The sequence below is a fragment of the Pectobacterium colocasium genome, assembly GCF_020181655.1.
GTDB lineage: Bacteria > Pseudomonadota > Gammaproteobacteria > Enterobacterales > Enterobacteriaceae > Pectobacterium > Pectobacterium colocasium.
This window is the reverse complement of sequence record NZ_CP084032.1, coordinates 2439203-2462424: the sequence shown is the minus strand read 5'-3', so window position 1 is coordinate 2462424 and position 23222 is coordinate 2439203. Positions and strand designations below refer to the sequence as shown.

Below are 23222 nucleotides of genomic sequence, written 5' to 3'. Positions count from 1 at the left end.
ATACCGGGAGCGACCACGGTGCGAGGCATCCCTGCGGAACCTCATCACCGTGTTTCCCCCTATAAAATGCAAACGCATTTTAAATGCCACTTGTGGCAGCCCGAGAGGGCGTAAACCCACGCTTAAGTGAACAACATTACGATTACATCAGGCCTTTTTTCTCCAGCTCGACCTTAAAGTTGTCACGCGTGATCAGCACCACATCGGTCACTTCGGTGAATTTCTCCGGCTCTACGCCCTTGGTGACCCAGTCATTCAGCATCTGGATACTCTTGTAGCCGTGAATATCCGGGCTTGGCAGCAGTGAGCCAAAGAAGCCTGTCGCCTGACCTTTGGACAACTCGCTGACCGCATCCACGCCGTTGATACCGATACCAATCACATTTTCGGCTTTAAAGCCCTGGCCTTCCGTCGCACGCACGCCGCCCAGCACGGTATTGTCGTTCATGCCGATAATCAGCCAGTTTTTCACACCGGGGTGCTGAACCAGCATGGAGTTGGCGGCATCAAACGCGCCGGGGATATCGTTAGATTTGGTCGGCACCTGATAGATCTGTTTTTCCGGGAAGCCAGCGGCTTTCAACGCATCCATAGAACCAGAGGTACGGCGACGCGCGGTGTCCAGTTCGTTCGCGGTAATTGCCATCACGGCCGTTTCATCCACTTTCCAGCCGCGTTTGTTCATTTCTTTATACAGTTCCTGCCCCTGGCGCTCACCAATCTTGGTGGCAGCCATCATCACCAGCGGTACCGTGTCCATCGGCTGGCCTTTGGCGTTCACGAACTGATCGTCAACCGCAATCACTTTCAGATCGTAGCTGCGTGCTTTCGCCATAATGGCAGGCCCCAGCTTCGGATCGGGCGTACAGATAACGAAACCTTTTGCTCCGCTGGCCGCCAGGCTGTCAATCGCGTTCAGGGTCTTTTCCCCATCGGGAACCGCAATTTTTATCACGTCAAAACCGAGATCTTTTCCTGCTTTATCAGCGAATTTCCATTCGGTCTGGAACCAGGGTTCTTCCGGCTGTTTCACCAGAAATCCCAGCTTTACGTTCTCAGCCATAGCTGATTGTGACATAACCGCAGCCAACCCGATTGCTGCCAGCGCCTTAGTGAATTTATGCATGATGTTCTCCGGTGTAATTATCTTTTCATTCGCCAGCAACGCCGACATGCGTTCACGTTGTGGGTAAGGGTTTTCCGGTCTGGATAAAGGAAAAACACAGACTTAGCGCAATCCTTTACTCAGTAGCATTCAGACGCTTTATGTTTTAGTCGTTATTTCCGGTTCGAATATAGAGCTTTATCACATCCCGGAACAATGACAGGTTTGTGCATACATTTAGCAATTTTAACCAATCATTAACCTTTGACGGGCTTCACAAAATGGCTGCGGGCGACAGAAAAATACATACTTCCAGCTAACCGCTCCTAACCGCCTCTTCCTGTCCCTGCCTATCGTAAACACCAACGATCTCGGATTAATGAGGAGCAAAGCATGAGCGCGGGCGCTATTACGATTGGCCTCGACTTCGGCAGTGATTCGGTACGCGCCTTAGCCGTTGACTGCCAAAGCGGGCAAGAGTTGGAAACAGAAGTGGTCTACTATCCCCGCTGGCGCGAAGGTAAATATTGTCAGCCGGCCAACAACCAGTTCCGACACCATCCGCTGGACTATATTGAATCGCTGGAACAGGCAATTAAGGTGGTGGTTTCCCGCCTGACGAACGAACAGCGCCAACACATCATCGGCATCGGCGTGGATTCGACCGGGTCGACCCCCGCCCCCATTGATGAACAGGGTCAGATCCTCGCGCTGCGCCCCGAGTTTGCCAACAATCCCAATGCCATGTTCGTGCTGTGGAAAGACCACACGGCAATAGAAGAAGCGGAAGCCATTAATACACTGTGCCGAAGCGGCCAATTCCCGGATTACACCCGTTATATCGGTGGCGTTTACTCGTCCGAATGGTTCTGGGCCAAAATCCTGCATGTCTCGCGTGAAGATGCCGCGGTGCGTCAGGCGGCCGTCTCCTGGATAGAACTGTGCGACTGGGTGCCCGCCCTGCTTTCCGGTACGCAGGCACCTGCCGATATCCGCCGTGGTCGATGCAGCGCCGGGCATAAATCACTCTGGCACCCAAGCTGGGGCGGACTGCCGCCGAAAGACTTTCTGCATGCGCTCGATCCCTGCCTGACCGAGAAATTGCAGTACCCGCTGTTTACCGATACCTGGACTGCCGAACAGCCAGTCGGCACGATTACCGCAGAGTGGGCGCAGCGTCTCGGCATTCCCGAGACAGTCATCCTGGCGGGCGGCGCGTTTGACTGCCACGTCGGCACCGTCGGCGCAGGCGCACAGCCTTATACGCTGGTTAAAGTAATTGGCACCTCCACCTGCGACATTCTGATCGCCGACGACGCACGCATTGCCGATCGCACCATTGCGGGTATTTGCGGGCAGGTCGACGGCAGCGTTGTTCCCGGCTATATCGGCCTCGAAGCGGGACAGTCCGCCTTCGGTGATATGTACGCCTGGTTTGGGCGGCTGCTGGGCTGGTCATTACAGGAAGCGGCGAAAGACTATGCCGAACAAGGTCATCCCGAACTCAAAACGTCATTACAGGCGATGGAAGCCACACTGCTGGAACGGCTTACCCGTAGCTGGGCAGAAAATCCCACGCTGGATCACTTACCTGTCGTGTTGGACTGGTTTAACGGCCGCAGAACGCCGTTCGCCAATCAGCGGCTCAAAGGCGTGATCACCGATCTCAATCTGGGCACCGATGCCCCCACGCTGTTCGGCGGCTTTATTGCCGCGACGGCCTTTGGCGCGCGCGCGATTATGGAATGCTTTGAAAATCAGGGAGTCCCCGTCGAGAACGTGCTGGCACTGGGCGGCATCGCGCGGAAATCCCCCGTCATCATGCAGGTATGCACTGATGTGATGAATCGCCCTTTGCAGATCGTTGCCTCCGATCAGTGCTGTGCACTCGGCGCGGCGATCTTTGCCGCCGTCGCCGCTGGCGTTCACGACGGTATCCCAACGGCACAGCAGCATATGGCCAGCGGCATAGAACGCACCTTAATGCCTGACAGCCAGCGCGTTGCCCGTTATCAGCAGCTTTATGAACGCTATCAGCAGTGGTGCCGCCTCGCGGAACCTGCCTATAGCCCAACGTCTACGGCAAAAAACTAATTTTTATCCTTCTGGGATCACGTTACAGGAGTCATCATGGATCATTTTAAGCAGCTTGAAGTCTGGTTCGTCATCGGTAGCCAGCACCTCTACGGGCCGGAAACATTACGTCAGGTAAAAGAGAACGCGGAAAAGGTCGTCGCTGGGTTAAATCAACAGGCTAATCTGCCGGTTAAGCTGGTGCTGAAGCCGCTGGTGAAAACACCAGACGAAATTCTGGCGCTGTGTCGCGATGCCAACTATCAAGATAACTGTATTGGCCTGCTGACCTGGCTACATACTTTTTCGCCAGCCAAAATGTGGATTGGCGGCCTGAGCGTACTCAGTAAACCCCTGCTGCAATTCCACACCCAGTTCAATGCCGAAGTGCCGTGGGACACTATGGACATGGATTTTATGAACCTGAATCAGACCGCACACGGCGGACGCGAATTTGGTTTCATCGGCGCCCGGATGCGGCAGGCGCATCAGGTTGTCGTCGGCCACTGGCAGGATAAGAACGCCCATGTCCGTATCGGGAAATGGATGCGGGTTGCTGCTGCCATTCAGGAAAGCAAACAGCTGAAGGTCGCGCGCTTTGGTGACAACATGCGTGAAGTCGCGGTCACCGAAGGCGATAAAGTCGGTGCACAAATTCAATTCGGTTATTCCGTCAGCGCCTGGGGACTGGGTGATTTAACCGCCGTGGTTGATGCGGTATCCAAAGGCGATATCAATGCGCTGGTCGACGAATACGAAGCCAGCTATCAGTTAACGGATGCGGTGAAGCTCAACGGCGCTAATCGCCAGAATCTGCTGGATGCGGCACAGATTGAACTCGGGATGACGCGTTTTCTGGAACAAGGTGGCTATCACGCGTTCACCACCGATTTTGAAAATCTGTATGGCTTGAAGCAACTGCCGGGGCTGGCGGTACAGCGCCTGATGCAACAGGGCTATGGATTCGGTGGCGAAGGTGACTGGAAAACCGCCGCGCTGCTGCGCATCATGAAAGTGATGGCTGGGGGGCTGTCAGGTGGGACGTCCTTCATGGAGGACTACACCTATAACTTCCAAAACGGTAACGATCTGGTCGTCGGTTCCCACATGCTGGAAGTCTGCCCCACCATTGCGAAGGAACAGAAGCCGATTCTGGATGCGCAATACCTGGGTATTGGTGGCAAAGCCGACCCTGCTCGTCTGATTTTCTCTACGCCAGCAGGCCCATCACTCAACGCTAGCGTGATCGACATGGGCGACCGTTTCAGAATGCTGGTAAATTTGGTCGATACGATCGAACAAGCGCACCCACTGCCGAAATTACCGGTTGCCCGTGCCATCTGGAAAGCGCAGCCGTCGCTGGAAGTGGCGGCGGAAGCCTGGATTCTGGCCGGCGGTGCGCACCACACCGTCTTTAGCCAGGCGTTGGATCTCGAACACATGCGGCTCTACGCGCAAATGCAGAATATTGAACTGCTGGTGATCGACAACGAAACCCGACTTCACGAATTCAAAGATGCTCTGCGTTGGAACGAGGTGTACTACAAACTCTGTAGCCGCTAGACGCTAATATCAGGGGCAGTTGACGTCTACGCTGCCCCGTTATCGTCACCCATCATTCACGCTACGGTTTGCCATCATGCTGCCGCCCACCGTTGCCTTAAACGTCATCATATTTCCTGTCAATCCATTATTTTTCATTTTCATTTGTTTGTTGTTGAAAAATAAGCGTACTTTATTACATCGCCCTCTAGACAGGTTGTGCCGCTTGCATATACTTAGTCATCTCAACCACATAACTATTAGACCAATCACCATGACCGTTCATGACTATTTGCTCAAATTCAGGAAAGTCAGCTCAACAGAAAGTCTGGAAAAACTCTTTGATCACCTCAATTATTCTCTGACAGATAGTCAGGAAATCATCAACATGTATCGTGCTGCGGATCATCGGCGGGCTGAGCTGGCATCCGGCGGGCGTTTATTCGATATCGGCTGTGTGCCAAAATCCGTCTGGCATCACGTCCTGTAGCCATAAAGTGTTATCAGCGATAAAAGAATAATTATGCAATAATTTCCTTCCGGGCTATTGCTCAGAACAGGCCCTGCGTGGTTGTCTGACAACCCGGCGTTTCTATTATTCCGAAAAGCTGACCTTTCTCCCTTTGTAGGAAACGTCGATAACCCTACTTTGGGTATGTTGTCGAAAACCCGACAATGCCTGATAATAGTCCGGTTTTGTTTTGTAGGCACCGTAATGACCGAATACGCATTGCTCTTTGTTAGCATCCTTCTGGTAAATAATTTCGTCTTAGTGAAGTTTCTTGGGCTGTGCCCCTTTATGGGCGTGTCCAAAAAGCTCGAGACGGCAATTGGCATGGGCATGGCGACCACGTTCGTCATGACTGTCGGCTCCATGTTTTCCTGGCTGGTCAACGAATTTATTCTCGTTCCGCTCGATATTCTCTATTTGCGCACCATGGCATTTATTCTGGTGCTCGCCGTGGTAGTGCAGTTCTCCGAGATGTTCGTGCGTAAAGTCAGCCCTGAGCTGTATCGTCTGCTGGGGATTTTCCTGCCGCTGATTACCACCAACTGCGCTGTACTTGGCGTTGTTCTGCTTAATATCAATCTGTCGCACGGCTTCCTGCAATCGACGATTTATGGCTTTGGCGGTGCCGCAGGCTTCTCGCTGGTGATGGTACTCTTCGCCGCCATTCGCGAGCGCCTCGCCGTGTCGGATATTCCTGCGCCGTTCCGGGGGTCGTCTATCGCGCTGATCACCGCCGGCCTCATGTCGCTGGCGTTTATGGGCTTTACCGGACTGGTGAAATTCTGATGACCGCAATCTGGATTGCCATTGCGGCATTAAGCGCTCTCGCGCTGGCATTTGGTCTGGTGCTCGGCTACGCCTCCCGTCGGTTTGAAGTCGAAAACGATCCGATCGTGGAAGAAGTGGAAGCCATGCTGCCACAAAGCCAGTGCGGCCAGTGCGGCTACCCTGGCTGTCGGCCTTACGCCGAAGCGGTCGCACTAAATGGGGAAAATATTAATAAATGCGGCCCCGGCGGCGAAGCGATGATGTTGAAGCTGGCTGAAAAGCTCAACGTCGATCCACAGCCGCTGGAGGGCGATGCCGACGTTCAAGCGCCTGCACGCCACGTTGCCTGGATCGACGAAAGTAACTGCATCGGCTGCACCAAGTGCATTCAGGCCTGCCCGGTTGATGCCATCATCGGCAGTACCAAAGCGGTACACACCGTCGTGAGCGATTTATGTACCGGCTGCGATCTCTGCGTCTCCCCTTGCCCGACGGACTGTATCGAATTACGTCCTATCGCTCCGACTCCCGCTAACTGGAAATGGGATCTCGATACGATTCCAGTACGCGTTATTCAAGTAGAACGCCATGCTTAAGCTGTTTTCCGCCTTTAGAAAAGACAGAATCTGGGATTTCGACGGAGGCATTCATCCGCCGGAAATGAAGACGCAGTCCAGCCAGACGCCGCTGCGTCACATTCCGCTGCCAGAACAGTTCATTATTCCGCTCAAGCAGCATCTTGGCCCAGAAGGCGAGATCTGCGTCAGCATCGGCGATAAAGTTCTGCGCGGCCAGCCGCTGACGCGAGGAAAAGGCCGCACGTTGCCCGTTCACGCCCCAACGTCAGGCACGGTGAATGCGATCCGCCAACACACCACGGCGCACCCTTCTGGCCTGTCTGAACTCAGTATTATTATTGTGCCGGATGGCGACGATCGCTGGTGTGAACGTCAGACCTTGATGGATTATCGCGCACAGAGCACCGATACCCTGCTTGCTCACCTGCATCAGGCTGGCATCGCGGGACTGGGCGGCGCAGGGTTCCCTACCGCGGCCAAGTTACAAGGCGGAATGCGCGGGATTGAAACCCTGATCATCAACGGCGCAGAGTGTGAACCCTATATCACCGCAGACGATCGACTCATGCAGGAGCACGCAGAGGAGATTATTCAGGGCGTCGAGATTCTGTCATTCCTGTTGCAGCCAAAACGTATTCTGATCGGAATCGAAGATAATAAGCCAGAAGCGATTGCCGCCCTGCGGTTGGCCTTGGGTAAACGCAGCGACATGCAGTTGCGCGTCATCCCAACCAAGTATCCGTCAGGCGGTGCCAAGCAGCTCACCAAAATTCTGACCGGCAAAGAGGTTCCGTTCGGTAAACACTCCGCCGCGATTGGCGTGTTAATGCAGAACGTCGGTACAGCCTTCGCCATCAAACGTGCCGTGATCGACGGCGAACCGCTCACCGAGCGCGTGGTGACGCTAACCGGTGAAGCCTTGCGTCAGCCCGGTAACGTGTGGGCGCGGCTGGGCACACCAGTACGTCACCTGCTCAAACAGGGGGGCTTCCATGTCAACAAGCAACCGATGGTGGTGATGGGCGGTCCGTTGATGGGCTTTACCCTGCCGTCGCTGGATGTGCCGATCGTCAAAATCAGCAACTGTCTACTCGCGCCATCGCATGCGGAAATGGAGCCGGTTGCCGAAGAGCAATCCTGCATTCGCTGTAGCAAATGTGCCGACGCCTGTCCGGCGGGGCTTTTGCCACAGCAGCTTTACTGGTTCAGCCGTGGGCAGGAACACGAGAAAGCCCGCAATCACCATTTGTTTGACTGCATCGAATGCGGTGCCTGTGCTTACGTCTGCCCCAGCAATATTCCGCTGGTACAGTACTACCGTCAGGAAAAGGCCGAGATTCGGGCAATCGACGAAGACGCACAGCGTGCCGCGCAGGCTAAAGTGCGCTTTGATGCTAAACAGGCTCGTCTGGAACGAGAAAAAGCCGCGCGCGAACTGCGCCACAAACAGGCAGCGGCTAGCGTTTCCACCAGCGATAAAGATGCCGTGCAGGCCGCGCTGGAACGCGTGCGCCGCAAGCAAACCACAGCCACAGAGATCGGTGCACCAATCGCGATTACGCCCGATGCACAGCCCGATAACCGCGCCGCCATCGCCGCGCGGGCTGCCCGCAAAGCATTCGTACGCGAAGAACAGTTACGTGAAAAAAGGACGCAGCAGGAAACCCCAACAGCCGAGCTTGACCCACGTAAAGCCGCGGTAGCCGCCGCACTTGAGCGCGTTAAAGCGCGCAAGGCAGCCCAACAGACCGCGGAAAATGCGGAAGTCCCCGTTTCACCCGTTGCTCCTGACGTGGTTGTCGAGCCTGTTACCGCCGTTGAAGCACAAGAGCCAGAAGATCCACGTAAGGCTGCCGTGGCCGCCGCTATCGCCCGTGTTAAAGCCCGCAAGGCTACCCAACAGACCGCGGAAAATGCGGAGGTCCCCGTTTCATCCGTTGCTCCTGACGTGGTTGCCGAGCCTGTTACCGCCGTTGAAGCACAAGAGCCAGAAGATCCACGTAAGGCTGCCGTGGCTGCGGCCATCGCTCGCGTTAAAGCCCGTAAAGCCGCGCAGGCATCGTCATATCAAGAGGAATAAATGGCTTTTAGAATTGCGAGTTCCCCGTTTACACATAATCAGCAGCGCACACAGCGCATCATGCTGTTGGTCATTCTGGCCTGTCTGCCTGGCATGCTGGCGCAGGTCTATTTCTTTGGCTACGGCAACCTGATTCAGGTCGGGCTGGCATCGGCCACCGCGCTTATCGCGGAGGGTGTGACACTGTCACTCAGAAAATTCGCCGTGCGCACTACGCTGGCTGACAATTCCGCACTATTGACTGCCGTATTGCTCGGCATCAGCCTGCCGCCGCTTGCTCCGTGGTGGATGGTGGTCATGGCAACCGTCTTCGCCATCATTATCGCTAAACAGCTGTATGGCGGCTTAGGGCAAAACCCCTTTAACCCCGCGATGATTGGCTATGTAGTGCTGCTGATCTCGTTCCCGGTTCAGATGACGAGCTGGCTGCCACCTGTGCCGCTGCAAACCATTTCCGTCGGTTTCCATGATGCGCTCATCATCATTTTTACCGGACACACGCCTGACGGACATACCATGCAGCAGTTAATGCACAACGTTGATGGTGTCAGTCAGGCTACCCCGCTGGATACGTTTAAAACCAGCCTGCGCTCCGGCCAAACACCACAGGACATTCTGCAACAGCCGATGTTTGCGCAATCGCTGTCAGGCATTGGCTGGCAGTGGGTAAATATCGGTTTTCTCATCGGTGGGCTGTTTTTGCTGATGCGCGGTACCATTCGCTGGCATATTCCGGTCAGTTTCCTGCTGTCGCTGATGTTCTGCGCCTCACTAAGCTGGGCCATCGCGCCGGAGAAGTTCGCTCCGCCGATGCTGCACCTGCTGTCCGGTGCCACCATGCTCGGTGCTTTCTTCATTGCGACCGATCCGGTTACCGCCTCAACCACAAACCGTGGCCGTTTGATTTTTGGGGCGCTGATTGGGTTACTGGTCTGGTTAATTCGGACCTACGGCGGCTACCCAGACGGCGTCGCGTTTGCCGTTCTGCTGGCGAATATCACTGTGCCGCTGATTGACTATTACACCAAGCCACGCGCTTACGGCCACCATCGCTGAGGAGACGCCCATGATAACCACAATGCGCCGCCACGCGACAACACTGGCCCTGTTTGCCGCGTTCACTACCGCCGTCACTGCCGTGGTGAACATGCTGACGGAACCCACGATCTCGCATCAGGCGATGTTGCAACAAAAAATGCTGTTGGATCAGGTGGTTCCCGCTGAGTTATACAATAGTGACATTCAAAAAGAGTGTTACGTTGTCACTAATCCGGCATTAGGATCGTCAGCGCCGCATCGCGTATTTATCGCTCGTCAGAACGGAGAACCCGTCGCCGCCGCACTGGAAAGTACCGCGCCGGATGGCTATTCTGGTGCCATTAGGCTGCTGGTCGGTGCCGATTTTCATGGCAAGGTACTTGGTGTCCGCGTCACCGAGCACCATGAAACGCCGGGGCTGGGTGACAAAATCGAAGTACGCATTTCTGACTGGATCACCCGCTTCAGCGGACAAACGGTAGAGGGTGAACAGGATGCTCGCTGGGCAGTGAAGAAAGAAGGCGGAATGTTTGATCAATTCACTGGAGCCACCATTACGCCACGCGCCGTCATTAATAGCGTAAAACGCAGCGCTCTTTACCTGCAAACGCTGCCGCCACAAATCAACACGCTGTCCGCCTGTGGAGAGGCCCAATGAGTCAAACCAAAGCACTTTTCGTTGAAGGGTTATGGAAGAATAACTCGGCACTGGTTCAATTGCTGGGTCTTTGCCCCCTGCTAGCCGTGTCATCAACCGCGACTAACGCGCTGGGCTTAGGGCTGGCAACCACGCTGGTTCTCACCTGCACCAACATAGCCGTCTCTGCGCTACGCCGCTGGGTGCCGGCGGAAATCCGTATTCCCATTTATGTCATGATCATTGCCTCGGTGGTCAGCACCGTGCAAATGTTGATCAACGCTTACGCCTACGGTTTATATCAATCGCTGGGTATCTTTATTCCGCTGATCGTGACGAACTGTATCGTCATCGGCCGTGCTGAAGCCTTCGCTTCCAAGCATGCGGTGTTCCCTTCTGCAATTGACGGCCTGGCTATGGGGCTGGGGGCCACTAGCGCGCTGGTGGTGCTCGGTTCTTTACGTGAAATTCTGGGAAACGGCACGCTGTTCGACGGCGCAGATTTGTTGCTGGGCAGTTGGGCTAAGGCGCTCCGCATCGAGGTTGTACACCTTGACTCCCCGTTCCTGCTGGCCATGCTGCCACCGGGCGCGTTTATCGGTCTCGGGCTGTTGCTAGCTGCGAAATATTTGATCGATGAGAAAATGAAACAGCGCCGAGCCCGTGCTGCTATCACCGAAGGGAAAACGGCGCCGGCAACCGATACCGTAGGGGAATCGCTGTGAACAAGGCCAAACGGATTGAGATCTTAACGCGATTGCGAGCCAACAATCCCCATCCCACAACAGAGTTAAATTTCAGCACGCCGTTTGAACTGCTCATTGCCGTCTTGCTTTCCGCACAGGCAACCGATGTCAGCGTCAACAAAGCAACAGCAAAACTCTATCCTGTCGCGAATACGCCGGAAGCCCTGCTCGAACTCGGCGTAGACGGCGTGAAAGAGTACATCAAGACCATCGGTCTGTTTAACAGCAAAGCGGAAAACGTCATCAAGACCTGCCGTTTGCTGTTGGAAAAGCATCAGGGACAGGTTCCTGAAGATCGTGCGGCGCTGGAAGCCTTACCCGGCGTAGGACGAAAAACGGCAAACGTCGTCCTGAATACCGCGTTTGGCTGGCCGACGATTGCCGTTGATACCCACATTTTCCGCGTCAGCAACCGCACAGGATTTGCGCCGGGTAAAAATGTTGAACAGGTAGAGGAAAAACTGCTGAAAGTCGTTCCGGCAGAATTTAAAGTCGACTGTCATCACTGGTTAATCCTGCATGGTCGTTACACCTGTATCGCACGCAAACCACGCTGTGGTTCCTGCCTGATTGAAGATTTGTGCGAATTTGGTGAGAAGATCGACGCCTAATCGATTCGGGGCTGGTGGAGCGCTACTCACCAGCACGATGATCCCACCCTGGCTTATCCCTGACTTTCTTTCTAACAGAATGCGTTACGCGATCCCTGCTCACCACACTCCAGATCCTCACAACCTTTTCTGGCACCTTCGCGCGTAAAAAGGCTGTATAAAAACACACATAACCACTATTTAAGGCTAATAAGTTATTTTTAATAGAAAATTTAGTGATTGAAAGTCACTTTTCGTGATTATATCGACAGTCATCTTATTGGGTATATTTGATCGATTTTTATACTCACTGCATATTTAATAATATGCAAAAGATTAAACCGCATATTCATTCATAGTTAATTATATAAACTTGATTTAAACTAAAAGGCAGATTATATCCCTTTTTAAAAAAACAAATACGACAAACCAAGATAATCATTTGATGTGAAAGCAAGATATGAAATTAAACTCTGCATAAAATTTGATTTATAGTTTTATCCGGCAATCAAATCCACTTGTAACAAAACATGTCAAATAGCTTGTCTGTCCGTAAAATAACGTCAATATAACGCCGTTTTTCCTCCCCATAACAATGAAAAGAGGTTGCAGTTTCACTGCCTCACTCTTGTTATTTTCTCGTTAAAAAAACGAGATATGTAAAATCAGAGGTCTTTGTGTCAACAGCAAACAACAACAGCGAATCCACCGAAAGCGTCAGCATGAACGCGTTCAAACAACCAAAAGCGTTTTATCTCATCTTTAGTATTGAGCTGTGGGAGCGTTTTGGTTACTACGGCCTGCAAGGCATCATGGCCGTTTATCTGGTCAAAATGCTAGGCATGTCCGAAACCGACTCCATCACCCTCTTCTCCTCGTTCAGCGCGCTGGTATACGGTTTTGTCGCTATTGGCGGCTGGCTGGGTGATAAAGTCCTCGGCACCAAACGCGTGATCGTTCTGGGTGCTATCGTGCTGGCGCTTGGTTACACCATGATTGCCTATTCCGGCCACAGTGTGGCGTGGGTTTATATCGGTATGGCAACCATTGCCGTCGGTAACGGTTTGTTTAAAGCCAACCCGTCGGCCCTGCTGTCGACCTGCTATGCGAAGGACGATCCATGTCTGGATGGCGCCTTCACCATGTACTACATGTCGGTGAACATCGGTTCCTTCTTCTCTATGCTGGCGACACCGGTACTGGCCGCACACTATGGCTGGAGCGTCGCCTTCTCCCTGAGCGTAGTCGGGATGATTCTGACGCTGGTCAACTTCATGTTCTGCCGTAAGTGGGTCAGTACACAAGGTTCTCAGCCAGATTTCGAACCGATCAATTTGAAGAAACTTGTCATTACTCTCGCGGGTATCGTGGTGCTGGTCGCACTTTCCACCTGGCTACTGCACAATCAGAGCGTTGCTCGTTGGATTCTGACCATTATTTCAGTCGCCGTTGTCGCCATCTTCATTAAAGAAATGCTGGCGGTAAGCGGTGCAGAACGTCGGAAAATGATCGTCGCGCTGCTGCTGATGCTGGAAGCTGTCGTCTTCTTTGTGTTGTACAACCAGATGCCAACCTCACTGAACTTCTTTGCGATTCGCAACGTTGAGCACGCCATTTTAGGTTTTTCCTTTGAGCCGGAGCAGTATCAGGCACTCAACCCGTTCTGGATCATGGTTGCCAGCCCGATTCTGGCTGCGGTTTATAACAAAATGGGCGATCAACTGCCGATGGCGCACAAGTTTGCGATGGGTATGGTGCTGTGTTCCGGTGCGTTCCTGGTGCTGCCGTGGGGCGCCAGCATGGCAAACGAACAGGGTATCGTGTCCGTCAACTGGCTGATCCTCTGCTATGGCCTGCAAAGTATCGGGGAATTAATGATTTCCGGTCTGGGTCTGGCGATGGTCGCGCAACTGGTGCCACAGCGTCTGATGGGTTTCATCATGGGTGCCTGGTTCCTGACATCGGCTGGTGCCGCAATTATCGCGGGCTACGTCGCTAACATGATGGCCGTGCCTGAGAACGTCGTAGACCCACACGTGTCCCTTGAGGTTTACAGCAATGTCTTCCTGCAGATTGGCATCGTAACAGGCATCATCGCCGTTATGATGCTGCTGACCGCGCCGAAACTGACGCGTATGACGCAAGATGTCGCCACTGATGTTCCTGCGGACGCCGCTACGACAACAGCATCCGCCTGATAGCCAGCCTGAACCTCTCACGCCGATGTATGAGGCGTGAAGCGTTTGAATGATAAAAAGCCAGACCCTGTCTGGCTTTTTTACGTTGGTGATCCGTTCTGAATGACGTTTATTTCACAGGTAGCGTGACGTCCTTGAACATCGCTTCTATTTCATCATTTGAACGCAGCGCAACGGCCGTATCGACGACATCACGCGTTAAATGCGGCGCAAAACGCTGGATGAAATCGTACATGTAGCTACGCAGGAACGTGCTGCGGCGGAAGCCGATTTTCGTTGTACTGTAGCTGAAAATACTGTTCGCGTTGATGGTCACCAGATCGGTTTCCGTTTGCGGATCAACCGCCATATTGGCAATAACCCCCACCCCCAGCCCTAAACGGACGTAGGTTTTAATCACATCGGCATCCGTGGCGGTAAAGACAATACGCGGCGTCAGCCCCGCACGGTTAAACGCGGTATCCAGCTCGGAACGCCCCGTAAAACCAAAGGTATAGGTAACGATGGGATAAGCGGCCAATTCTTCAATAGAGATGTCGGTTTTGGAAGCCAGCGGGTGATCGGGTTTTACTACCACCGCGCGGTTCCAGTGGTAGCACGGCAGCATGATCAGATCGTCGTACAGGTGGAGCGCTTCGGTCGCAATAGCAAAATCCGCAGTTCCTTTCGCAACGGCCTCAGCAATCTGCGTCGGCGAGCCCTGATGCATATGCAGCGACACGCGAGGATAGCGATCGATGAAGCCTTTGATGACGCCAGGCAGCGCATAGCGAGCCTGCGTGTGTGTAGTCGCCACGTACAGCGATCCTTTATCGGGATAAGTATGCTCTCCGGCAACCGCTTTGATGGCATCGACTTTCGACAACACTTCACGTGCAATGCGGATGACTTCCTGTCCGGCTGGTGTCACCTGCGTCAGGTGTTTTCCACTACGGGCAAAAATCTGAATGCCCAACTCATCCTCCAGCATACGGACCTGTTTACTGATCCCCGGCTGGGAGGTGTACAACCCTTCTGCAGTAGAAGATACATTCAGGTTGTGATTAACAACTTCAACAATATAACGAAGCTGTTGTAGTTTCATAATTTATCCCATTCCCAATTGAAGTGTGCGCGTGGCATCTCACGACGTTCTGGCGACGTTCCGTTTTATTGACCTTGACTACGCCTTAACCATCTGGCGCATATTTCCATCAATTAATGTCATTTAATCATAAAAATTATTTTTATATAACCATTTTTACATGGCGAAACGATAAAGAACGCAGTGCGTGCGATTATCACCGAGGTAAACCGCATGATTCTCTATCACGGATCAACAATCCTCATGCTACTGCAGGACAATCTTCATACATTTGTTTTATCTGGAGATTTTCTGCGATCGAAAAAGCCAGCCTTGCGGCTGGCTTGATGTCGCGATTTATCACGCATAACTCGGTTACACGCTGGGTAACAGAAAAGAGTTACTTCTTCCCTTCAACCCATTTGCCATCAATGTAAAACGCTGACCAGCCTGTTGCCTTGCCATCTTTTTCTGACGAGACATATTGCTGCTTAGTCTTACGGCTGAAACGCACCTGCGTCTTATTGCCGTCTTTATCAACCGCTGGCGCTTCCGCCAAATAGCGCAGTTTTTCCGGCAAGCGATCTTTGAAGCGCACCAGTTCTTCTACCAGTGGTGCTCGCGTCTCACGAGATTTAGGGAACGTATTCGCTGCAAGGAAAACACCTGCCGCGCCGTCACGCAGGACGAAATAAGCATCGGACTTCTCACAAGGCAGCTCAGGCAGCGGCACCGGATCTTCCTTCGGTGGTGCCACCTCACCATTGCGCAGGATCTTACGCGTATTTCCACAGCTCTCGTTGGTACACGCCATGTATTTCCCGAAACGTCCCATTTTGAGATGCATTTCTGAACCACACTTCTCGCACTCAACAATCGGGCCGTCATAGCCTTTGATGCGGAACTCGCCGGTTTCGATCTCATACCCGTCACAAGCTGGGTTGTTGCCACAAACGTGCAGCTTGCGCTGATTATCAATCAGGTAGCTGTCCATCGCCGTACCACATTTTTCACAGCGGCGACGAGCGCGCAGCGCGTTGGTTTCAGCATCATCACCTTCCAACACGTTCAGCACTTCGTTTTCTGGGATCAGGTTGATCGTGGTCTTGCAGCGCTCTTTCGGCGACAAAGCGTAGCCGGAACAGCCCAGGAACACACCAGTGCTGGCAGTACGAATCCCCATTTGACGGGAACAGGTTGGGCAGTCAATGCTGGTCAACACCATCGCATTAGGGCGCATGCCGCCTTCTTCCGGATCCTGTTCCGCCTTTTCCAACTGCTGGCTGAATTCATTGAAGAACTCATCCAGCACCGCTTTCCATTCCGCCTGATTATTAGCGACCTGATCGAGACGACTTTCCATCCGCGCGGTGAAATCGTAATTCATCAATTCGCGGAAGTTTTCTTCCAATCGATCGGTAACGATTTCGCCCATCTTCTCGGCGTAGAAACGGCGGTTCTCTACACGAACGTAACCGCGATCCTGAATGGTCGAAATAATAGATGCGTAGGTAGATGGACGGCCAATGCCACGCTTTTCCAGCTCTTTAACCAGTGAGGCATCGCTGTAACGTGCTGGTGGCTTAGTGAAGTGTTGACCTGGCAGCAACTTCTGCAGCGTCAACGCCTCGCCCACCGCCACGGTTGGCAGCGTGCGGTCTTCATCATTTTTACGCAGCGCAGGCATGACTTTCGTCCAGCCATCGAAACGCAGCGTACGGCCTTTCGCACGCAGTTGATAATCTGCGGCTTCCACGATTAACGTAGTGGAATCGTATTGCGCAGGCGTCATTTGGCAAGCGACGAACTGACGCCAGATCAGCTGATACAGCTTCTGTGCATCGACTTCCATATCTTTCAGGCTGTCGGCCAGCACGCCAACATCGGAAGGACGAATCGCTTCGTGCGCTTCCTGAGAGTTTTCTTTGCTGCTGTAAAGGTTCGCTGATTCAGGCAGATAGCGTTTGCCGAACTCGTCGCCAATATAGCCACGTACCATCGTCAAGGCATCCTGACTGAGGTTCGTTGAGTCGGTACGCATGTAAGTAATGTAGCCCGCCTCATACAGACGCTGTGCCATCATCATGGTTTTTTTCACGCCAAAACCAAGACGTGTACTGGCAGCCTGTTGCAGCGTAGAGGTGATGAACGGCGCGCCCGGTTTACTGCTGGTTGGCTTATCTTCACGATCGGCCACCTTATAGCGAGCGTTTTCAAGCAAGCTAACCGCCGCCTGCGTTTGCGCTTTATTGACGGGTTTAAACGGTTTGCCGTTGTGGTGCGTCACCTGCATTTGCAGTTGAACATCGCTGTTTGCCAGCAAATCGGCGTGCAATTCCCAATATTCTTCCGGCACGAATGCTTTGATTTCGCGTTCGCGATCGACAATCAGGCGCACCGCAACCGACTGCACGCGGCCAGCGGACAAGCCGCGGGCGATTTTTTTCCACAGTAGCGGGGATACCATGTAACCCACCACGCGATCCATAAACCGACGCGCCTGCTGCGCATTAACGCGGTCAATATTCAACGTGTCTGGTTTTTCAAATGCCTGCGTAATGGCGTTTTTCGTGATTTCATTAAACACCACGCGGCTGAAACGCTCATCTTCACCACCAATGATTTCCCGCAGGTGCCAGGCAATGGCTTCCCCTTCGCGGTCAAGGTCGGTTGCGAGATAGATGTGGTCGGCATTTTCCGCCAGCGTTTTTAATTCGGAGACGACCTTCTCCTTACCCGGCAGTATTTCGTAGTTGGCTTTCCAGCCATGATAAGGGTCGACGCCCATACGATTAACCAGCGCGGATTTTTCATCCTTTTTGACTTTCTTTTTCGTTTTATCTTTCGTTGAGTCCGCGCTCTTTTTACTGACTGAGCCACTCGTCGGCAAATCGCGTACATGACCGACGCTGGATTTCACCACGTAGTCATTGCCTAAATACTTGTTGATCGTTTTGGCTTTTGCCGGGGACTCGACGATAACGAGAGCTTTACCCATATGTACTATTACCTGCTGAATTCTTCTGAAAATCAGATATTTTTCGGGGCATCCAGATGCGGATTCTACTGACTGCGCAAAATCCCACACTCTACCTGATAAATGCTGTCACGCAACCTAATTAGCGTGGAAATCCGGTTTTATCCGCATCCTGCCACACTGAATATCGGCAGGTAAGCCCCTAAAATGTAGCCCATTTGCATCATAATCTACGCTTTACGCTGAAACCGTATCGCAGTACCCTCTCTTTTTATGCAGTTTTTGAAATAACCCGATTGAGGGGTGAAATCGCTGCATTGATTTTCGAAACAATATTGCTGATATAATGCGATACACCCTTTTTTCAAGGGTGAGTACAGGAGTAAAAATCATGTCATCTGAATATCAGGTTAACGAAGAAAAGCGTCCTATCGACCGCCAGAGCTTATTAGTTGAAGCCAATGACATCATTAAACAGCACGATGATTATTTGCATGGCATGGTCGCAGATAGCGTAGAACAAAAAAACGGCGTGCTGGTTTTTCGCGGTGAGTTTTTTCTCGATGAGAATGGAATGCCAACCTTAAAAAGCACCGCGGTATTTAACATGTTCAAGCATCTTGCGCATGTTTTGTCCGAGAAATATGACCTGATCGATTAAATAGCATGATGGATTAAATGCAAATGCCCGCACATTCGCGGGCATTTGATTTGTTCAAACCACTACGCTGAGCGATTACAGCAGAGGCTTTGAACCCCGTTGCCACCAACGCAGCATCAGTCGTTCTGCGGTATCGCCTGCGCTGCCCGTCAGACGATCCAGCAGGCGTTTACGACGCGTGTAGCGAACGCTTAACACTTCATGGCTAGCCATTTCAGCAATCAGTAGGTCGTCACTGGTACCGATGGCGTCAATCAACCCCAGATCTTTCGCCTGCGTGCCAAACCAATGCTCTCCCGTCGCCACCGCATCAATATCCAACGAGGGGCGCATCTGCTGGACAAAATCCTTAAACAGCGTATGCGTGACATTCAGGTCTTCGCGGAATTTCTCACGGCCTTGCTCGGTATTTTCACCAAACAGCGTCAACGTACGCTTGAATTCACCGGCGGTGTGCAGCTCAACATCAATGTCTTTGTTCTTCAGCAAACGATGGAAATTGGGAATCTGCGCGACGACGCCAATAGATCCCACAATCGCAAACGGAGCAGCGACGATGCGGTCAGCCACACAGGCCATCATATAGCCACCGCTGGCGGCCACTTTATCCACAGCGACGGTCAAGCGCACTCCGCCCTGGCGTAAACGTTGTAATTGCGAGGCCGCCAGCCCATAGCCATGCACCACACCGCCAGGGCTTTCGAGGCGTAACAGCACTTCATCTTTCGGCTTCGCGACAGCCAGCACAGCAGAGATCTCTTCTCGCAATGAGCTCACTTCACCGGCATCCATACTGCCGTTGAAATCAAGCACGTACAGGCACGGTTTTACACTTTTTTCCTCGCCACGTTTGGCGCGCTGCTTATCTTGCTTCGCCGTTTCTTTATCTTTCTTCTTTTCTTGTTTCGATAACAGCTTCCGTTCGGTGTCGCTCATACAGGCCGTCTGCATTTCGCGTTGCATTTCCTGATATTGCTCGCCCAGGTTCATGACCTGCAACTCACCTTTATGCTGGCGCTTACGTTGCGTCATCCCGAATGCCAGAACGACTAACGCACCAATAGCCACCACGATAGTGAGTACCTTAGCCAGGAATAAACCGTACAGAGAAAGTAATTCCACAAACACCGTCCTCATTGACTGCGTATTAATTAATGTTGGTTTACTCACCAACCATGGCGTTGACGTCGTGCGCCATTCCCTTCTTATAACCTAACTGATGGCACGCAATATGGCGATGTTATTCCTGCGTTTTTTATGCCTATTGCTGCTTTTTACAACAGCACAGGGAGAAATAGAGGCAGTCTCATTGAAAACGGTCGACATTTGAGGCATAACACCCCCATTCATCCTGCCGAATGCGCCGTCATCTGGCGTTCCGAGCGGCGCAGCCCGACACAGTTGGCTTCGCCGTGCCGATACACGATGGCAGGTCTATTATCTGAAGCGTGGCGGTTTTGTGCCACGACAAGAGGAATTCATTGTGCATTACCAGCCTAAAATCGATTTACTGCAAAACCGCATCATTCTGGTGACCGGCGCTGGCGACGGCATAGGCCGGGAAGCCGCCCTGACCTATGCCCGTTACGGCGCACATGTCATCTTGTTGGGGCGCACAGAAAGCAAACTTCAGGTGGTTAAACAGCAGATCGAGCAGGAACACGGTACATCAGCACACGTGGTCGTCTGCGATATGCTCACCCTATCTTCCGCGCAGTGCTTTCAACTGGCTGACGAACTGGCGCAGGTTGTGCCACATCTGGACGGTGTTCTCCACAACGCCGGACTGCTCGGGGAGATCGCGCCTGTCACAGAGCAAACGCCAGAGATCTGGCATCAGGTAATGCAGGTCAACGTCAACGCCACCTTTATGCTGACACAGGCACTGCTGCCTCTGTTACTGAAATCACCTTGCGCGTCTCTGGTTTTCACCAGTTCCAGCGTAGGCCGCGAAGGCCGCGCTGGCTGGGGAGCCTACTCCGTATCCAAATTTGCGACAGAAGGCCTGATGCAGGTACTGGCAGAAGAATACCGTTCACAAAATCTACGCGTGAACTGTATCAATCCCGGCGGAACGCGTACGGCAATGCGTGCATCGGCGTTCCCCAGCGAAGATCCGATGAGACTGAAAACACCAGCAGATATTATGCCGTTGTATCTCTACCTGATGGGCGATGACAGCCGCCGCAAGACGGGGATGAGTTTTGACGCACAGCCAGGCAGAAAAGCCGGTCCAGCCGAATAATAGAGAAGAACACGCACGATGAGCGATGAACGCCACCAGCAGCGTCAGCAGCGACTGAAAGAAAAGGTCGACGCCCGTATTGCCGCCGCGAATGAAACGCGCGGTATCCTGATCGTTTTCACTGGCAATGGGAAAGGCAAGACGACAGCCGCATTCGGCACCGTCACGCGGGCAATAGGTCACGGATTACGCGCGGGCGTGATCCAGTTTATCAAAGGCGAATGGCCAAACGGTGAGAAGAACCTGCTGCAACAGCACGGTGTGGAATTTCAGGTCATGGCGACAGGCTTCACCTGGGAGACGCAGAACCGCCAGACAGATACGGAAGCCGCACAGCGTGTCTGGCAACATGGCAAACGAATGCTGGCCGATTCACAACTCGATCTCGTCGTGTTGGACGAACTGACGTATATGCTTAGCTATGATTATCTGGATTTAAGTGACGTTGTCACTGCATTGAAGCAGCGTCCTGCCGGACAGACGGTCATCATTACTGGCCGCGGCTGTCATCGTGACTTACTGGAAATGGCCGATACCGTGACGGAAATGCGCCCGGTAAAACATGCGTTTGATAGCGGGATTCAGGCACAGCAGGGGATTGACTGGTAAAGCCACTATCACGAGAAAAGAAATGTAGCGAAATGAAAACGGGCAGCGAAAGCTGCCCGTGAGGCATGGGGCTAATACGATTAGCCGTTGCGCTTCGGCTTTGGCGACGTACGACGTGCCGGAGCGGTACTAATCTGGCTGTGGCGTTTTACTGCACGACGGATCTGGTTCGCTTTCACCCGACGGCGTTCACGTTCAACCGGCAGTTTCGATACCGTCTCAGCCGGAAGCTGCACCAGCTCACGCAGATAATTCAGCTGTTCCAGAGGCATCTCAGCCCAGCCACCGCGCGGCAGACCTTTCGGCAGCGTAATATCGCCGTAGCGCACGCGAATCAGGCGGCTAACCTGCACGCCAACCGCTTCCCACAGGCGGCGAACTTCACGGTTGCGCCCTTCCGTCAGCGTGACGTTATACCACTGGTTCAGACCTTCGCCACCCTGATAGCGGATAGTACGGAACGACGCCGGGCCGTCTTCCAACTGTACGCCTTTGCTCAGTTGCTTGATCTTTTCGTCATCAATTTCGCCGAAGACCCGCACGGCGTATTCACGTTCAACCTCGCGGCTTGGGTGCATCAGGCGGTTGGCTAACTCACCGTCGGTCGTGAACAGCAGCAGGCCGGAGGTATTCACGTCGAGACGCCCTACCGCGACCCAACGAGAGCCCTGAATTCTCGGCAGGCGGTCAAACACCGTCGGACGCCCATCAGGATCGTTACGGGTGCACAGTTCACCTTCCGGTTTGTAGTACACCAAGACGCGGCACACAGTTTCTTCGGTTTCCTTAACGGTAACCACATGGCCATCAATACGGATTTTGGTGGCTTTCGTCACTTCAACGCGGTCGCCCAGTGTAGCAACCTTACCGTCAACGCTGACGCGTCCAGCCTGAATGATACCTTCAATTTCGCGGCGTGAGCCATGTCCGGCGCGCGCCAGAACTTTTTGTAACTTTTCGCTCATTGAGCAACCTCTAGTGTCGCCTTCCCAGGCGTCGGGGGGAGTCATAACTGCTGATAAAATTCAGCCGTTACGTAAAAATTGAATGTACGTAAAAATAGTGTGTACGTAAAAATCGTTCATCGTATTCAATGCTGGCGCGATTATACCGATCTTCGCGCCATTTGTATTCCCATTGTTACAACCTGTCGCAGCGTCTTCTATAAGAATGGCGTGACATCGCCAGTGCCTTCGCGGGCAACGCGCGGTGCGGATTCAGTCAGGTCGATAACCGTTGTCGGCTGTTGACCCAGCGAGCCACCGTGAATAATCAAATCCACCTGTTTTCCCAATCTTTCCTGAATTTCTTCGGGATCGGACTCGGCGAAATCATTTCCCGGCAGCATCAGCGTTGTCGACATCAAGGGTTCATTCAACGCGGCCAGCAGTTCCAGCGCGATAGGATTGGACGGCACGCGCAGGCCGATAGTTTTACGTTTTTCATTCATTAAGCGACGGGGAACCTCTTTCGTCGCTTTCAGAATAAAGGTGTAATTGCCTGGCGTATTATTTTTAATCAACCGGAACGCCGTGTTATCAACGTGGGCATACGTCGAGAGTTCGGACAGATCGCGGCACATTAGCGTAAAGTTATGATCGCTACCGAGATCGCGAATCCGACAGATACGTTCCAGCGCACTCTTTTCACCCAGCATGCAGCCCAACGCATAACCGGAATCCGTTGGATAAACAATCACTCCGCCTTTATGCAGAAATTCCACCGATTGGTTGATCAATCGCGGCTGCGGGTTCTGCGGGTGAATATAGAAAAACTGACTCATGACCCTACCTCATACGTC

20 protein-coding genes are annotated in these 23222 nt (G+C 53.0%); 14 read left to right on the top strand and 6 right to left on the bottom strand.

All coding sequences use genetic code 11. The features are described 5' to 3' along the window. Positions 1-142 precede the first annotated feature (142 nt). Entirely contained in the window at positions 143-1126 is a 984-nt protein-coding gene (locus tag LCF41_RS11070; RefSeq protein WP_180741018.1) for an arabinose ABC transporter substrate-binding protein, read from the bottom strand. Between the two features lie 372 nt (positions 1127-1498). On the opposite strand from LCF41_RS11070, the gene LCF41_RS11065 reads away from it, so the two are divergent. The 11 genes from LCF41_RS11065 to dtpA all read left to right on the top strand — a co-directional run bounded on the left by LCF41_RS11065 (position 1499) and on the right by dtpA (position 13866). After that, positions 1499-3199: a ribulokinase gene (locus tag LCF41_RS11065; RefSeq protein WP_225084667.1), complete on the top strand. Its 1701-nt coding sequence runs from the start codon at positions 1499-1501 to the stop codon at positions 3197-3199. Positions 3200-3235: 36 nt separating this feature from the next. Then, entirely contained in the window at positions 3236-4741 is a 1506-nt protein-coding gene (gene araA, locus LCF41_RS11060; RefSeq protein WP_225084666.1) for an L-arabinose isomerase, read from the top strand. 253 nt (positions 4742-4994) lie between these two features. Then, positions 4995-5210, top strand: coding sequence for a transcription modulator YdgT (gene ydgT / locus LCF41_RS11055; protein WP_129711257.1), 216 nt, complete (start codon positions 4995-4997; stop codon positions 5208-5210). 225 nt (positions 5211-5435) lie between these two features. Then, a complete protein-coding gene (rsxA, locus tag LCF41_RS11050) occupies positions 5436-6017 on the top strand; it encodes an electron transport complex subunit RsxA (protein WP_010296121.1) in 582 nt (193 codons plus the stop codon). Beyond that, complete coding sequence (gene rsxB / locus LCF41_RS11045; protein WP_225088071.1) at positions 6017-6595, top strand: electron transport complex subunit RsxB; 579 nt, start codon at positions 6017-6019, stop codon at positions 6593-6595. The genes rsxA and rsxB overlap by 1 nt, the downstream gene beginning before the upstream one ends. Beyond that, on the top strand, positions 6588-8657 hold the full coding sequence (gene rsxC, locus LCF41_RS11040; RefSeq protein ID WP_225088070.1) for an electron transport complex subunit RsxC: 2070 nt from the start codon (positions 6588-6590) through the stop codon (positions 8655-8657). The genes rsxB and rsxC overlap by 8 nt, the downstream gene beginning before the upstream one ends. Continuing rightward, positions 8658-9713, top strand: a complete 1056-nt coding sequence (gene rsxD / locus LCF41_RS11035; protein WP_225088069.1) for an electron transport complex subunit RsxD — start codon at positions 8658-8660, stop codon at positions 9711-9713. A 10-nt stretch (positions 9714-9723) separates the two neighbouring features. Continuing rightward, on the top strand, positions 9724-10353 hold the full coding sequence (gene rsxG, locus LCF41_RS11030) for an electron transport complex subunit RsxG (RefSeq protein ID WP_225088068.1): 630 nt from the start codon (positions 9724-9726) through the stop codon (positions 10351-10353). Beyond that, the gene (locus LCF41_RS11025) at positions 10350-11057 is read left to right on the top strand and encodes an electron transport complex subunit E (protein WP_225088067.1); all 708 of its coding nucleotides are present in this window, start codon (positions 10350-10352) and stop codon (positions 11055-11057) included. The genes rsxG and LCF41_RS11025 overlap by 4 nt, the downstream gene beginning before the upstream one ends. Next, positions 11054-11689, top strand: a complete 636-nt coding sequence (gene nth / locus LCF41_RS11020) for an endonuclease III (RefSeq protein WP_180741027.1) — start codon at positions 11054-11056, stop codon at positions 11687-11689. Before LCF41_RS11025 ends, nth begins: the two co-directional genes overlap by 4 nt. Positions 11690-12345: 656 nt before the next feature. Beyond that, the gene (dtpA, locus tag LCF41_RS11015; RefSeq protein ID WP_225088066.1) at positions 12346-13866 is read left to right on the top strand and encodes a dipeptide/tripeptide permease DtpA; all 1521 of its coding nucleotides are present in this window, start codon (positions 12346-12348) and stop codon (positions 13864-13866) included. A 109-nt stretch (positions 13867-13975) separates the two neighbouring features. On the opposite strand, the gene cysB is transcribed toward dtpA, so the two are convergent. Together cysB and topA are read right to left on the bottom strand one after the other, a co-directional pair. Then, entirely contained in the window at positions 13976-14950 is a 975-nt protein-coding gene (gene cysB, locus LCF41_RS11010) for an HTH-type transcriptional regulator CysB (protein WP_225088065.1), read from the bottom strand. A gap of 379 nt (positions 14951-15329) precedes the next feature. Continuing rightward, positions 15330-17927, bottom strand: coding sequence for a type I DNA topoisomerase (gene topA / locus LCF41_RS11005; RefSeq protein WP_225088064.1), 2598 nt, complete (start codon positions 17925-17927; stop codon positions 15330-15332). Between the two features lie 370 nt (positions 17928-18297). Between topA and LCF41_RS11000 the strand changes: the two genes are divergently transcribed. After that, complete coding sequence (locus LCF41_RS11000) at positions 18298-18567, top strand: YciN family protein (protein WP_225088063.1); 270 nt, start codon at positions 18298-18300, stop codon at positions 18565-18567. Positions 18568-18642: 75 nt separating this feature from the next. Here LCF41_RS11000 and sohB read toward each other — a convergent pair whose 3' ends face one another. Continuing rightward, positions 18643-19689: a protease SohB gene (gene sohB / locus LCF41_RS10995; protein ID WP_225088062.1), complete on the bottom strand. Its 1047-nt coding sequence runs from the start codon at positions 19687-19689 to the stop codon at positions 18643-18645. 361 nt (positions 19690-20050) lie between these two features. Between sohB and LCF41_RS10990 the strand changes: the two genes are divergently transcribed. After that, positions 20051-20812, top strand: coding sequence for a YciK family oxidoreductase (locus LCF41_RS10990; RefSeq protein WP_225088151.1), 762 nt, complete (start codon positions 20051-20053; stop codon positions 20810-20812). A gap of 18 nt (positions 20813-20830) precedes the next feature. Further along, on the top strand, positions 20831-21421 hold the full coding sequence (cobO, locus tag LCF41_RS10985; protein ID WP_225088061.1) for a cob(I)yrinic acid a,c-diamide adenosyltransferase: 591 nt from the start codon (positions 20831-20833) through the stop codon (positions 21419-21421). 80 nt (positions 21422-21501) lie between these two features. Here cobO and rluB read toward each other — a convergent pair whose 3' ends face one another. After that, positions 21502-22386, bottom strand: a complete 885-nt coding sequence (gene rluB, locus LCF41_RS10980; RefSeq protein WP_225088060.1) for a 23S rRNA pseudouridine(2605) synthase RluB — start codon at positions 22384-22386, stop codon at positions 21502-21504. Between the two features lie 197 nt (positions 22387-22583). Beyond that, positions 22584-23204: an L-threonylcarbamoyladenylate synthase gene (locus tag LCF41_RS10975; RefSeq protein WP_225088059.1), complete on the bottom strand. Its 621-nt coding sequence runs from the start codon at positions 23202-23204 to the stop codon at positions 22584-22586. Positions 23205-23222: the final 18 nt, after the last annotated feature.